This window comes from Endozoicomonas sp. SESOKO4 (assembly GCF_024606275.1).
This window is the reverse complement of sequence record NZ_JAHHPS010000353.1, coordinates 1-13,546: the sequence shown is the minus strand read 5'-3', so window position 1 is coordinate 13,546 and position 13,546 is coordinate 1. Positions and strand designations below refer to the sequence as shown.

Here is a 13,546-nt window from a genome sequence, read left to right as displayed (position 1 = left end):
CGTTATGGATCGCAAAGATCCCGAGCGGCTGGTGGTTGCGCGTTCTGGCAGTCCACTGGTCATAGGTCTGGGACTGGGTGAAAACTTCATTGCCTCCGATCAGTTGGCGCTGTTTCCGGTGACCCGTCGGTTCATGTTCATGGAAGAAGGTGATGTGGCTGAAGTGACCCGGACAACGGTGTCTGTCTTTGATGTCGATGGTAAAAGTGTGACCCGTGCCGCCAGAGAAAGTGACGTTGAGCACGATGCCGGAGACAAGGGGCCATACCGTCACTTCATGCTCAAAGAAATTCATGAACAACCCGATGCCATTGCCAACACGCTGGAAGGCCGTTTGGGTGAGACAAAGCTGAACCTGGATATTCTGGGTAAAAACGGTATCGAGCTTCTCAATAAAACCAAAGCCATCCAGATTGTTGCCTGTGGGACCAGTTATCATGCCGGTATGGTGGCCCGCTACTGGTTTGAGGAGCTGGCCGGAATCCCGTGTCGTATAGAAATTGCCTCAGAGTTTCGCTATCGCAAATTCTTTGTGCCTGAGGACTGCCTGTTCGTCACTATTTCCCAGTCAGGCGAAACAGCAGACACTCTGGCAGCTCTGAAGCTGGCTAAAGAAATGGGTTACATGGCTTCCCTGAGCATTTGTAATGTTCCGGGATCTTCCATGGTTAGAGAGTCTGATATTGCTTTGATGACCCGGGCTGGAGCCGAGATCGGTGTCGCGTCAACCAAAGCCTTCACGACTCAACTGACTGCGTTGTTGATGCTGGTAACAGCCATTGGTCGCCACACCGGAATGACCGAAGAGCAGGAATCCGAAGTAGTAAAAGCCCTGAGAGAGCTGCCCCATATCATCAGCAGTACGCTGGAAATGAGCAATGAGATTGAAGCAGTCGCTGAAGATTTTGCTGACAAGCATCATAGCCTTTTCTTAGGTCGCGGTACCCAATACCCAATTGCCATGGAAGGTGCGCTAAAGCTGAAGGAAATCTCCTACATTCACGCCGAAGCCTACGCGGCAGGTGAATTGAAACACGGTCCATTGGCTCTGATTGATAGCGATATGCCCGTGATTGTGGTGGCACCCAACAACGATCTTTTAGAAAAGCTGAAATCCAATATGGAAGAAGTTCGCGCCAGAGGCGGACAGCTGTTTGTCTTTGCAGACCGATACGCCCGTCTGGTGGCCGGCGACGGCATTAAGGTATTACCTGTAGAAACAGCGCCGGAAGTCGTCGCCCCCATTCTCTACACCATCCCTCTGCAACTGTTGTCCTACTACGTGGCCATTATCAAGGGAACGGATGTTGATCAGCCTCGTAACCTGGCCAAGTCTGTGACGGTGGAGTGATTGCGGTTTAAGGCAGAGCCTTTATCTGCCTTTCACCACCCCGGTTGATATTTACCTGAAATCTGTTGTCAAAGAAATAAACAGACATTCAGGTACATCAACGTCTGATGGTCTATGCTGCTATCCGGCACAGAATCAGGCAGGAACTGAAAAAGCAGAGTCGTTTATTTCCAGACCAGAAAAAATTCCCGCCAGAACCCAACGGCGAGATGGGCATTTTTTACGAGTCTATGTATTCCTGACAGGGGTGGTGAAAGGCTGATTCACCCTTTCATATCAAGCTTTGTCTCGAAATTGTCCCCCACAGAGCCTCTGAAGCTAAATTCTGCTCAGTTCCGAGTTGATTTTTTCTGCTAAATTTTCAACTTCCTGAAGCTGATTCGTTATTTCAGGAGCGTAAGGTAATCCAATTAGCACATGACTCACTGATAAAGCATGTTCTAGTGGATGCTGCGCAGCGGAATGAAGATTTAATAGTGTTTCAGCTTGTTCAAGCTCAGGATAGCTTTCTGCAAAAAATTTTATTTGGCTCAAAACTTCTGTTAAATGGGTTAGAGCTGTAAGCAAAGCGTCTCTTGCTTCCGGAGCATTTCTTGAGAAACCACACATTCTGAACTCAAAGCCTCCTGAAGCTGCTATAGGGTCAGACACTACAAGGTTTGGCCTTTTTAACTTATGTTTAGTCTCTTCTATTTTTTCATAAGCTATTTTCATATTTTTCTTGATTTCTTCAAGATCTTGCTCAATGCCGGCAAGACATATATTTGAAATTAAAATGAAGAAAGTTACCCACAAAAGCTTAATGGTCATTAATGCTCTCAAATACAATTTTCAAAAAACCTGCGTCATTTATAGACATGAAGTTTTCAGCTGTCCAAGTCTGCGTATACTATGACTCCGTAGGTGTCTGAATGGTCGGCCAGAAATCCGACCGGATTTGGAGGGTTTAAGTGTGCTTCAGGAGTATTTTTATTTCCGGGTTCTGCTCAGTCTCAGATTACCCAAAGTCATAGAACCTGTCTTGATGCAGCACTGTTGCCAGAATCAAAACGGTCATGGCTGCTGCCCCGGCCTGTTTGTCCGGCATCTTTGAAACACTCAGCGATTAAGGTAAAAACCATACGTAAGTGCTCATGCATATTTGGACTAGATTAAGGGTTCTTATTCCTTCGGGCTTCTCTCTTGAAGTGGACTGGAGTCAATATGAAAATTGCAGTACTGTCTCGTAACCCCAAATTGTACTCAACTCGTCGCCTGAAAGAAGCGGGTGAAGAACGAGGTCATGAAGTTGATGTTATTGACACACTCCATTGCTATATGGATGTAACACGCAGTCGCCCCACTGTTCGTTGTGGCGGTGAGTCGCTTCCTTACTACGATGCTGTCATACCAAGAATTGGAGCTTCCATTACATTTTATGGCACGGCCATCGTCAGGCAGTTTGAAATGATGGGCACTTTCTGTGTGAATGAATCTGTTGCCATTACCCGCTCACGCGATAAATTACGTTCTTTACAACTGTTGTCACGAAAAGATATTGGATTACCAAGAACAGGTTTTGCCAGTAAGCCCGAAAATGTAAAGGATCTCATCAAGAACGTAGGCGGAGCACCAGTCGTAGTAAAATTACTGGAGGGTACTCATGGTATCGGTGTAGTTCTGGCATCTACTCAGAGAGAGGCAGAAGCAATCATTGAAGCTTTTATGGGGTTAAAAGCGAATATATTAGTACAGGAGTTTATTAAAGAAGCAGGCGGTGCAGATCTCCGTTGTTTTGTGATTGGTAGCAAAGTTGTAGCAGCTATAAAGCGACAAGCAGCAGATGGAGAGTTTCGCTCAAACCTGCATCGCGGCGGAACAGCCACACTCGTCCGTTTGTCAAAAGAGGAGAGAGCAACTGCAGCTAATGCCGCAAAAGTCATGGGACTGAACGTCTGCGGTGTCGACCTTTTACAATCTGACAATGGCCCAGTGGTTATGGAAGTTAACTCCTCTCCGGGTTTGGAAGGTATTGAAAAAGCAACTGGAAAAAATGTTGCTGGCATGATCTACGAATTTATTGAAAGCAAAACAACGAAATCAACCCGAACTCGTGGAAAAGGCTAAAGGTAGCAACGATGTTAGTACCAGATATCAGTATTGGTGGTTGTGTGATTAAGGCCGGGCAGACCAGGCAAGTTCGTCTGGAGGTTGCAAAGCTATATACCGATACGGATTTTTCGGTGCCTGTACATGTCATACACACTAGAAAACCTGGTCCAAAGGTCTTTGTGTCCGCAGCCATTCACGGCGATGAGCTGAACGGTATTGAGATTATTCGCCGGCTCATCAATTTGAAGACATTTAAAGTGACTGCGGGTACGTTAATTCTTGTGCCCATGGTTAATGTTTATGGGGTGCTTTATCAAAGCCGGTATCTCCCGGATCGTCGAGACTTAAACAGAAGCTTTCCCGGTTCCCCGAAAGGCTCACTGGCGAGCCGGTTAGCGCACATGTTCCTGACAGAAATAGTCAGCCTTTGTGAATGCGGTATAGACCTTCACACAGGGGCTATACATCGCTCAAATCTGCCTCAGATTCGTGCCAATTTAATGGACACAGAAACTCTGAGCCTGGCAAAAGCGTTCGGGGTACCCGTTTTATTGAATGCCAATATTCGCGACCAGTCCCTTCGGCAGTCAGCTGAAGAGCATAATACACGTATACTGCTATATGAAGCTGGAGAAGCCTTAAGGTTTGATGAAGTCAGTATACGTGCGGGAGTTAACGGCGTTATCAATGTTCTGGCTAAGCTGGGGATGGTCAGATTGAGGCGCAAGGTAAAATCCTTCACACCTTATATAGCTAACAAAAGTTCATGGGTCAGAGCTAATGCCAGCGGTATTTTCAACTCACTTAAAAAACTGGGCGATCAAGTTGATAAAGGAACCCCGTTAGCTACTATTGGAAGCCCGTTTGGTGAAATCATTGCTCTGGTCAAAGCCGCACAGGCAGGCATCATTATTGGTAAACAGAACATTCCTCTTGTTCAGGAAGGTGAGGCTGTGTTTCATATCGCTTTTTTTTCCGAACCTGATAATGATGTTGCTGAGGATATAGGTATGATGCAGGAAGCGTTGCAAACTGAATCACCGGTTTTGGAGTAACCAAAGCGGCTTGATGAATGTTCCGGGATAAATAGCCGACCAGAAATCTGGCCGGACTTGAAGGGGCTTAAGCTTACTTGACATTGCTTCAGGAGCGTTTCCATTTCTGGGTTCTGTTCAATAGCAGCTTACCCAAAGTCATATGACCTATTTTAACGCAGGCTGCGGTCGCCAAAATCAAAACGGCCATGGCTGCGGCCGGGCCTGTTTGTCCGGCATCTTCCATATTCATTACAGAAACGGAAGCCAACATCGTATCGGTGGAATATAGGAAAACGACAGCCGATGTGGTGGTCAGGGCATTGACGAAAAGGTAGATCGCTATATCCAGCAGAGCAGGTGTGCAGACCGGCAGGGATACTTTAAGGAAGGCTTTGTACTGAGGAATTTTGAGCGATGCGGCTACCTGTTCGATCTCAGCGGGTAACTTCTTCAGGGCGGTCAATGCCGTCAGGTGCCCCACGGTGAAGTAGTGGGCTGTGGTATTGATGACCAGAATCGCCATGGTTCCGTAGAGTATTCCCAATGGATTACCGGCTTGGTTAAAGAAGAAAATATAACCCAGACCCAGCACCATACCGGGTACTGCCATCGGTAACATGGCCATAATGTGGATAAAGTGTTTCAGAATGGGTGGCAACTTACTTTTTTCCACATTGTAAGCCGTAATGAAAATAATCAGGGTTCCGGCAATAGCCGTGTAGAACGCCATTTCCAGAGAGTTGAGGTAGGGCTCCCAGCCATTGGCACTGAACTTTTCAAAGTGATAATTGTTCCAGGACAGCGCCATGTTCCAGGGCCAGAAAGTGACCAGTGAGCCATAAATCGCCATGCCCACCACGGCCAGAATGGCCAGAGAGATCAGGCTGCAAAGCAGGAAAAAAAGGCCATCCTTCACAGGGTTTCGCTCAGGCTCAAAATTGACAGAACGAGCGCCAAACAATTCTTTCTGTTTTTTCTGAACTCTGTGATCAATGACAAACGCTAATAGCGCCGGTATCAGCAAAAGCACACTGATGACGGCACCCATGGCAAAGTTCTGCTGACCGGCGACCTGTTTGTAGATATCGGTGGCCAGTACGTTATATTGGCCGCCAATCACTTTCGGGACACCAAAGTCGGTGACGACCAGAGTGAAAACGACAGTGACTGTGCTGATCAAACCAAATTTGGCCGCTGGAAGAGTGATCGTTGTGAAGGTTCTGAACGGAGAAGTCCCCATGGAACGTGCTGCTTCATAGAGTCTGGCGTCGGAGGTCGAAAGCGCGGTCGTAAGAATCAACAGGGCATGGGGAAAGGTCCAGAAAGCCAGACCCATAACAATACCGGGCAGGCCGTAAATAGAATGACCGAATAGCAGGTCTACAGCTACCCCCTGATTGCCAAACAGATAAATCATACTAATGGCAGGCAGCAGGGAGGGCGCCAGTATGGGTAACATGCCCAATACCTTGAAAAGTGGTTTGAGAGGCATCTGCGTCCGTGTCAGTCCGTAGGCAAACAGGAATGACAAGCTAACAACTATTGTCGTAACAATGGCACCCGCTTTCAGCGTATTGCCAATGGACTGGCTGAGAGCCGGGTTGCCAAGATACTCAGCAAAGTAATTCAGACCAATAAAAGCCCCATCGCTGTCCTGAACACTTCTTGCCAGCATCGACAGAAGTGGCAGTAACAGTGTAATGATCAGATATAGAACAACCGCTGCGATGACCAATCCAAGAACCCATTGATCCTTGCCGATGGCTGGCAGCAGAGATTTCCGGCTCAGTGCTGGAGAGTCTGCGTCCGCCGGGGTGTGTGTAGAGATACTCATAGTCAAAGCGGACTCATCATACTGCGGGGAAGACATGGATATGTTTTTCACTCAGGGACAATTGGTTCAGGCTTCCCGGTTCAAGCTCCAGAGCGGCCAGCTGGTGGATAGGTACATCGACTTTAATCAGCCGCTCAGTGCCCCAGCCCACAGGACTGCATTCTGCACGAACGAAGGAACCCTGAAACTCCAGATTTTCGACACTGACTGGCAGTGCAGACTGGCCTTCACTGAAGCTCAGGTCTTCCGGACGTATTCCAAGAATGACTTTTCTCGCTGTTGATTCAGCCACTGGCAAAGAGAGCGTTTGATTGGCCAGCTGGATCTGGTTGTTGCTGTTGGTATCACCTTCCAGAAAGTTCATGGCACCGACAAATTCAGCAACGAAGCGAGAAGCCGGGTGTTTATAAATATCTTCAGGCGTGCCTGTCTGTTCAATGTGTCCGTGATTCATCACCACAATGCGATCAGCCATGGCCATGGCTTCTTCCTGGTCATGAGTCACCATGATGGTGGTAATGCCCAGTTTTCTTTGCAGCTTACAGATTGTTTCCCGCAATCTGATTCTGACTTTGGCATCCAGGGCAGAGAGAGGCTCATCAAGCAGTAACAGTCCCGGGGAGAGTGCCAGAGCTCTGGCCAGTGCTACACGCTGTTGTTGGCCGCCAGATAGCTGAGAAGGAAATTTGGGGCCGGAATCCGGCAGACCGATAATGTCTAGCCATTCGTTAACACGCTTTTCGACTTCTCGTTTGGATTGACCCTGGTTTTTCAAACCGAAACCAATATTCTCTGCGACACTCAGGTTGGGGAACAGGGCATAGGATTGAAAGACAATGCCAAAGTCTCTTTGTTCAGGTGGAAGTGATGTTATGCGGGTGCCATCCTGCCAGATCTCTCCCTGGTGACAGGCTTCCAGTCCGGCAATCATTCTCAGTAGTGTCGTCTTTCCGCAGCCAGAAGGGCCGAGAAAACAGATGAATTCACCTTTGTTTACGGACAGGGAAATTTCTTTGAGGGCGGTGAAATCGCCAAAGCTTTTCCCCAGGCTTTCGATGGTGAGAAAGGGTTGCATAGCGTTAACTTCCTAAAGCTCTAAACCTGAAAAGCCGCTTATTCCCATTGGGGAATAAACGGCGCTTTCTGCATTATTGCCGGTGAGACATCAAGATTTGGGTTCAGACATATGGTCGAAACGCTTGGACCACTCAGCGAGCACAGTCTCACGCTCACTGGCCATTTCACCAAAGTCCATATCCACCATGGCGCTTTCAACATCTGGATAGTTGGGCACTTTTTTACTGACGTCTTTGTGGCCCACAACGGGGTAAGCCTCAACATATTGTTCATTGGCCTGCTGGCTGAGAGACCAGTCGATCAGTTTTTTCGCAGCTGCAGCCTGGTCGGTGCCTGCCACCAAACCAACTGACTCCACATCCCAGCCAATGCCGCCTTTGGGAAGAATCAGGTCCAGTGGTGCGCCCTGACTTTTCAGTTGGGCGCCACGAACGGCCATGGAAATACCAATAGCCACTTCACCCATGGCAGCCTGAACGCAGGGCTTGGAGCCTGAGTGAGTGTATTGGGCCATGTTGTTGTTGAGCTTATCCATATAGGCCCAGCCCTTGTCTTGGCCCATGCTTTGTAGCCAGGCGGAAACCTGCATATAGCCAGTACCGGAAGAGGCCGGATTAGGCATGGCAATCTGACCCTGATAGACCGGATCAAGCAGGTCTTGCCAGGATTGAGGTTTGGGCAGATTTTTGGCTTTGGCTACTGCTTCGTTGTAGCAAATCACGTTGAAGTAAGCCTGATTGCCAAACCAGGCTTTGGCGGCTTCAGGATCAACCAGCTGTGCCTTGATTTCATCCAGACCTTTAGGCGTGTATGTGTCCAGCACGCCTGCATCCTTCAGCAGTGCCATGCTGGAACCGGCCAGACCCCATACGACGTCTGCCCTGCTGTTATTTTTTTCTGCCAGCAGTTTAGCCGTCATGATGCCGGTAGAGTCCCGTACCCATTTGATGCTGACATCCGGGTTTTCCTGCTCAAAGGCTTTTTTGTAGCGATTCAGAAGGTCAGTCTCAAAAGCAGTATAAACCGTCAACTCCACAGGAGATGCGGCAAAAGATGAGGCGCTGAAAATCGAAGTGACTGCAAGGGTCAGGGCTGTCAGATGCTTTTTCATGGGTCTCTCCAGTCAGACAATCATTTTATTCTGGTCAATACCAGAAGGGATGACAGAATTCTACGAGAAGGAGGTGACTAAAATATTACAGATCTTTTTCGTCTCTGTGACATTTTTAATAGGAGGGGCGAGACTATGGAGTCACCCAGCCGGGGATAGCAGGTGGGTGACGAGCGTTTAAATGTGCTTGAGAATCTCGGTTAAGCTATCGAGCACTAGCGTTGGGGCGGCTGCAGTCAGTTGCTCCCGGCTCTGGGCTCCGGTGGTCACACCAACGGTGATACCACAGTGGGCGTTTTTTCCTTCCTCAATGTCAATGGCAGAATCTCCCGCTTTAAGCACTTGTGAACTGTCGTGAACGCCGGTTTTCTCCATGGCCAGTTCAATCATGTCGGGTGCAGGTCTGCCGTTTGTAACATCATCCGCTGTAATCAGAGCATCGAATTCGACTCCGGGCATCCAGTTCATCTTTTTCAGCAGGCCTGTTGCTACCTGATGGCTATAGCCGGTATTAAGTGCAACCCTGATGTCTCTTGCCCGCAGCTCCTTCAAAAGCTCGGGCACGCCGTCGAATGAGGTCACTGCCAGTTCCGCATAAGCTTGTGTCAGTTGTTTTTTAAAGGACTGGAAGATTTTTTCCGAGTCCGAGTGGTCGAAGCCTTTGGACGACAGGGTATCTTTGATGGCCTGATGTTTCTCTTTGCCTGCGCCGTGCTCAAGAACTTCATCCAGGGTGAAGTCGTAGCCAGCGTCGACAAGACTCTTATGAACCGTTTTGTAAACGACGTTGTCTTCATTGACTGTAGTACCGGCCATATCAAAAACGGCGAGTTGAATTTTGCTCATTGTGACCTCTTTTCAGTGGTTAGATCTGGAAATTAAAAGTTTATGAACGCTCATTAATAAATTGCTCGTGCCGTGGACACCAGCTGGTATTTGTAGCTCTCAAGCCATAGGGTTTATAGTGGTGTTGGCTGCAATAACCACGGCATCCTGTCGCCAATACTCGAAGTCACAGTCAATCAATAGATCCGACTGATCGTAGTTTGTGCGCTCAACCAGTAAGCCAGAACTGCCAGTGGTGACCTTGAGATGAGAAGAAGCCTCGGCATTCAGACCGACAGGATACAACCTGAAGCTGACACGGGCATACCGTCGGTTGTAATGTTCCTGATAGACATCAGACAGTGATCGGGACAGGTCGTGCTGAAGCAGATCCGGGAAGTAGGCAGGGTTCATGTAATTTTCTACATACAGGACATTCCGCCCATCCACTGAACGAAGGCGTTGCAGTCGATACACCGGGGTCAGAGCTGGAATCTGAAGCAGCTTCTGAACTCTGGTGGGGGCTGGCACCAAATCGGCATGGAGCATCCGGGTACCAGGCACTCTGCCCTGATGTGTGACGATGGTGTGAAAGTTAGCATTCACTGTGGGGTCGTAGGTCACTCTTTCTGGTGAAACAAACCAGCCTCTGCGATCTTCGCGATAGACCAGTCCGTCGGCTTCAAGTGATGACAATGACTCTCTGAGAGTAATGCGGGTGGTGCTGAATTTTTCACTCAGCAGACGCTCCGAGGGCAGCTTGCTTCCAGGTTTCAATACACCACTTTCAATCTGCTCATGCAGGGCTGTACGGATGATTTGATACTGATTTTTTCCCTGTCCCATAAATACTGTTCTCTCAGGGTCAATGGATTCTCAACTGGTATATACCATACTAAGCCGTATTTATGACAATTAAATGATCGCTGTTATGACAATTAAATATTCGTTTCACTGAGGTCTGGGTCTTCTTTATCCGGGGTTTTCAGACTGGAATGTGAAGTTTTTGTGAAGAATGTCCATTGGCTATTTACAGAAAAAAGTGACCCCGTCATGATTTTATGCAAATTGGTATATACCAGAAGATTGAAGTTTATGTTTCTACAGGTGTCTCATGAAAGCCATGCCTACAAAAGAAGTGTCAACTGTGAAAGAAAAGAGTCTGGAAAACCCCTATCTTCTGCTGACTCCCGGGCCTCTCTCTACCTCGGCCAGTGTTCGTGAAGCGATGCTGCGAGACTGGTGCACCTGGGATGATGATTACAACCTTGGCGTGGTGGAAGAGATCCGCAGTCAACTGATAAAGCTGGCCTCGGGTACTGAGGATTATACTGCCGTCCTCATGCAGGGCAGTGGCACTGCTTCGGTAGAAGCAACGATCGGGTCAGTGATCTCTGATGAAGGCAAGCTACTGGTTATTAATAACGGGGCTTACGGTGCCCGCATCGCCGAGATTGCCGAGTATCTCAAGATTCCTCATAGCGTTCTGAATTGTGGCGAGATCAGTCCTCCGACACCTGAAAAAATCGAACAGATACTGTTTGAAGATAAAGCCATCACCCATGTCGCCATTGTTCATTGTGAAACCACAACAGGCATGTTGAATCCTATTGAAGTCATAGCACCTGTGGTGAAGAAACATGAATGCATTCTGATTGTGGATGCCATGAGCAGTTTTGGCGGTGTCCCGATTGATCTTGCCGGGCTGGGCATTGATTTTCTGATCAGCTCTGCCAACAAGTGTATTCAGGGTGTTCCCGGTTTTGGCTTTGTCATAGCCCGTCGCACTCTTTTATCCCAATGCAAAGGGCTGGCCCGCTCCCTGTCTCTGGATCTCTATGATCAGTGGCAGTGCATGGAAAAAAATCATGGCAAGTGGCGCTTTACTTCTCCCACTCACACCGTGAGGGCTTTTCATCAAGCTCTGGCTGAGCTGAATGAAGAGGGCGGGATTGCTGCCCGTCACAAGCGTTACTCCACCAATCAGCGTTTGCTCGTCCAGGGTATGAATGAACTGGGCTTCAGATGCCTGTTAGACAATAAGCTACACTCTCCGTTTATTACTTCTTTTTACTCTCCAGAGCATCCCGATTATGAATTCCTCCGCTTTTATGAGCAGCTGAAAGGGAAAGGTTTTGTCATTTATCCCGGTAAAGTGTCTGATGCCGACTGTTTTAGAATCGGCAACATCGGGGAAGTCTATCCAGAAGACATCAGTCAATTAATTAAAGCGGTTTCAGAAAGCATGTACTGGCAGGGGCATTGATGTCGCTGAGGTGTCAACAAGTTCTCTGAACCAGAGGGTAAAATGCTGAAGCAGTACGACCTGGAAAATCAGGCCGTACTGACCTTCAGGGCCACTTTTTACATAGCTCGACACCATCAAGTTTCTTGAAGATGATGGACCTGCTCTAAAACCGGGAGGCTAACCTGACTCACGATCCAGCTTTCTGTAATGCACTGCTTCAGCAAGATGTTTTTGTTGAATATCTTTTTCCTTATCGATATCGGCCAGAGTTCTGGCCACTCTCAATATTCGGTGTACGGCTCTGGCCGAGTAACCCAATTTGTCACAAAGTCGGGTCATGAAATTCTGTTCTTTTTTATTCAGCGAACAGTATTCATTCATCTCACTGGCAGACAGCCGTGCGTTGGGTTTCCCCTGCCTGCATTGCTGGATAGATCTTGCCTCAATCACCTGCTGACGGATTTTTTCAGTTGAGAGGTTTTCATCTTCGGACCGGCTTTCAAAAAGTCGCTCCGTTTTCTGACTGGAGACCTCTATTTGCAAGTCTATGCGATCCAGTAATGGGCCTGACAGTTTTCGTTTATAGCGTCTGACTTGCTCAGCAGAACATTGGCAGGCTTTCTGTGGGTCTCCAAGGTATCCACAGGGGCAGGGGTTCATGGCGGCAATTAACTGAAAGCCTGCCGGGAAACTGGCCTGACCTTTGGCGCGGGAAATAACCACTTCCCTTGTTTCCAGGGGTTCTCTCAGCACTTCCAGGGCCACTTTTTGAAATTCCGGCAGTTCATCCAGAAACAGGACACCGTTGTGTGCAAAGGAAATCTCTCCCGGTCGGGGTTGGCTGCCGCCACCCACCAGAGCGACGGCAGAGGCCGTATGGTGGGGGTTGCGAAAGGGGCGCTGTTTCCATGACGGCGGCTGGTTGTAGGAAGACAAAGTATGTATGGCGGCTACTTCCAGAGCCTCATGATCATTCATCTCGGGAAGAATCCCCGGCAAGCGACTGGCCAGCATGGTTTTACCAGTACCCGGAGGACCGTAGAAAATCAGATGATGAGCACCAGCGGCTGCTGTCATTAACCCTCGTTTAGCCTGTTGCTGGCCTTTTACATCCAGCAGGTCGGGGTAATCAACAGGACATTCATTCCTGTTGCAGGTGGCTTCTGACAGATGTTCATTACCGGTGAGATGAGCGTAGACTCTGAGCAGGTTGTCTGCACCCAACACTTTTGCATCAGGGCAAAGGGCTGCCGCCTGTGCATTCAGCTGGGGAAGCATCAGTGTGTGAGACGATTGACTGCAGGCTATAGATGCTGGCAGTGAGCCTGTGATCGGTCTCAGTTCGCCAGACAGGGCCAGTTCACCAAGAAACTCATAACCTGCCAGCGACTCAGGCTTGAGTTGACCTGATGCCGCAAGGATGCCCAGGGCGATGGGCAGATCAAAACGACCGCCTTCTTTAGGAAGGTCCGCAGGTGCCAGATTGACAGTAATACGGGAAACAGGAAACTCAAAACCACTGTTGAGGATTGCGCTCCTTACCCTGTCTTTGCTCTCGCGAACAGCGGCTTCCGGCAGACCCACCATATTCAGGGCTGGCAGACCTGCCGACAAATGAACTTCAACCGATACGGCAGGTGCATCCAGCCCGGTTTTGGCGCGGGTTTGAACAACAGCTAACCGCAGCATAAACACTCCCTTCTTTCTGTACTTTTGTTTTTATTGTTGCGGCAGACCGAAATGGAATGCCTGTGCAAAACTGAAGGGTTGAGAATAGCAGTAATTCAGAGATCTGCTCTTGATTAAATCCGCAACGAGCGCAACACTCGCTGTTATGGCTAAGGTTCAAGCTACCTTGTCAAACACTTAAGAAAGATATTTCTGGCACCGTTGATGTCACGATCCACGGTGAAGCCCTCACCCTTAATCATTTTGGAAGAACCTAATTTTTCGTCAATGGTCCCGTTCCATG

Annotated in this window: 11 protein-coding genes; 4 read left to right on the top strand and 7 right to left on the bottom strand. The window is 48.6% G+C overall.

The genetic code is table 11. The features are described from left to right. A partial coding sequence (gene glmS / locus KDK16_RS06970; protein WP_257275318.1) for a glutamine--fructose-6-phosphate transaminase (isomerizing) occupies nt 1–1,351 on the top strand: 1,351 nt, incomplete at its 5' end. 318 nt (nt 1,352–1,669) lie between these two features. On the opposite strand, the gene KDK16_RS06965 is transcribed toward glmS, so the two are convergent. Further along, nucleotides 1,670–2,161: a hypothetical protein gene (locus tag KDK16_RS06965; RefSeq protein ID WP_257275317.1), complete on the bottom strand. Its 492-nt coding sequence runs from the start codon at nt 2,159–2,161 to the stop codon at nt 1,670–1,672. A gap of 393 nt (nt 2,162–2,554) precedes the next feature. Between KDK16_RS06965 and rimK the strand changes: the two genes are divergently transcribed. Both rimK and KDK16_RS06955 read left to right on the top strand, forming a co-directional pair. Further along, the gene (gene rimK / locus KDK16_RS06960; protein WP_257275316.1) at nt 2,555–3,457 is read left to right on the top strand and encodes a 30S ribosomal protein S6--L-glutamate ligase; all 903 of its coding nucleotides are present in this window, start codon (nt 2,555–2,557) and stop codon (nt 3,455–3,457) included. An 11-nt stretch (nt 3,458–3,468) separates the two neighbouring features. Next, a complete protein-coding gene (locus KDK16_RS06955; RefSeq protein ID WP_257275315.1) occupies nt 3,469–4,497 on the top strand; it encodes a succinylglutamate desuccinylase/aspartoacylase family protein in 1,029 nt (342 codons plus the stop codon). A gap of 88 nt (nt 4,498–4,585) precedes the next feature. Here KDK16_RS06955 and KDK16_RS06950 read toward each other — a convergent pair whose 3' ends face one another. The 5 genes from KDK16_RS06950 to KDK16_RS06930 form a co-directional block, all read right to left on the bottom strand. Continuing rightward, entirely contained in the window at nt 4,586–6,313 is a 1,728-nt protein-coding gene (locus KDK16_RS06950) for a putative 2-aminoethylphosphonate ABC transporter permease subunit (protein WP_257275314.1), read from the bottom strand. A gap of 16 nt (nt 6,314–6,329) precedes the next feature. Continuing rightward, nucleotides 6,330–7,388, bottom strand: coding sequence for a putative 2-aminoethylphosphonate ABC transporter ATP-binding protein (locus KDK16_RS06945; protein ID WP_257254359.1), 1,059 nt, complete (start codon nt 7,386–7,388; stop codon nt 6,330–6,332). A 90-nt stretch (nt 7,389–7,478) separates the two neighbouring features. Continuing rightward, on the bottom strand, nt 7,479–8,501 hold the full coding sequence (locus KDK16_RS06940; RefSeq protein WP_257254358.1) for a putative 2-aminoethylphosphonate ABC transporter substrate-binding protein: 1,023 nt from the start codon (nt 8,499–8,501) through the stop codon (nt 7,479–7,481). A gap of 177 nt (nt 8,502–8,678) precedes the next feature. After that, nucleotides 8,679–9,347, bottom strand: coding sequence for a phosphonatase-like hydrolase (locus KDK16_RS06935; RefSeq protein ID WP_257275313.1), 669 nt, complete (start codon nt 9,345–9,347; stop codon nt 8,679–8,681). A 99-nt stretch (nt 9,348–9,446) separates the two neighbouring features. Continuing rightward, nucleotides 9,447–10,172: a UTRA domain-containing protein gene (locus KDK16_RS06930; protein ID WP_257275312.1), complete on the bottom strand. Its 726-nt coding sequence runs from the start codon at nt 10,170–10,172 to the stop codon at nt 9,447–9,449. Nucleotides 10,173–10,440: 268 nt separating this feature from the next. Between KDK16_RS06930 and phnW the strand changes: the two genes are divergently transcribed. Then, on the top strand, nt 10,441–11,592 hold the full coding sequence (gene phnW / locus KDK16_RS06925; RefSeq protein ID WP_257275311.1) for a 2-aminoethylphosphonate--pyruvate transaminase: 1,152 nt from the start codon (nt 10,441–10,443) through the stop codon (nt 11,590–11,592). Between the two features lie 159 nt (nt 11,593–11,751). On the opposite strand, the gene KDK16_RS06920 is transcribed toward phnW, so the two are convergent. After that, a complete protein-coding gene (locus tag KDK16_RS06920; protein WP_257275310.1) occupies nt 11,752–13,263 on the bottom strand; it encodes a YifB family Mg chelatase-like AAA ATPase in 1,512 nt (503 codons plus the stop codon). Nucleotides 13,264–13,546 lie beyond the last annotated feature (283 nt).

What these genes read in the sequence shown, in the direction of transcription:
- KDK16_RS06950 (WP_257275314.1), bottom strand. Translation starts at nt 6,313, where the DNA reads ATGAGTATCTCTACACACACCCCGGCGGACGCAGACTCTCCAGCACTG.
- KDK16_RS06920 (WP_257275310.1), bottom strand. Translation starts at nt 13,263, where the DNA reads ATGCTGCGGTTAGCTGTTGTTCAAACCCGCGCCAAAACCGGGCTGGAT.
- KDK16_RS06940 (WP_257254358.1), bottom strand. Translation starts at nt 8,501, where the DNA reads ATGAAAAAGCATCTGACAGCCCTGACCCTTGCAGTCACTTCGATTTTC.
- KDK16_RS06935 (WP_257275313.1), bottom strand. Translation starts at nt 9,347, where the DNA reads ATGAGCAAAATTCAACTCGCCGTTTTTGATATGGCCGGTACTACAGTC.
- rimK (WP_257275316.1), top strand. Translation starts at nt 2,555, where the DNA reads ATGAAAATTGCAGTACTGTCTCGTAACCCCAAATTGTACTCAACTCGT.
- KDK16_RS06930 (WP_257275312.1), bottom strand. Translation starts at nt 10,172, where the DNA reads ATGGGACAGGGAAAAAATCAGTATCAAATCATCCGTACAGCCCTGCAT.
- phnW (WP_257275311.1), top strand. Translation starts at nt 10,441, where the DNA reads ATGAAAGCCATGCCTACAAAAGAAGTGTCAACTGTGAAAGAAAAGAGT.
- KDK16_RS06965 (WP_257275317.1), bottom strand. Translation starts at nt 2,161, where the DNA reads ATGACCATTAAGCTTTTGTGGGTAACTTTCTTCATTTTAATTTCAAAT.
- KDK16_RS06945 (WP_257254359.1), bottom strand. Translation starts at nt 7,388, where the DNA reads ATGCAACCCTTTCTCACCATCGAAAGCCTGGGGAAAAGCTTTGGCGAT.
- KDK16_RS06955 (WP_257275315.1), top strand. Translation starts at nt 3,469, where the DNA reads ATGTTAGTACCAGATATCAGTATTGGTGGTTGTGTGATTAAGGCCGGG.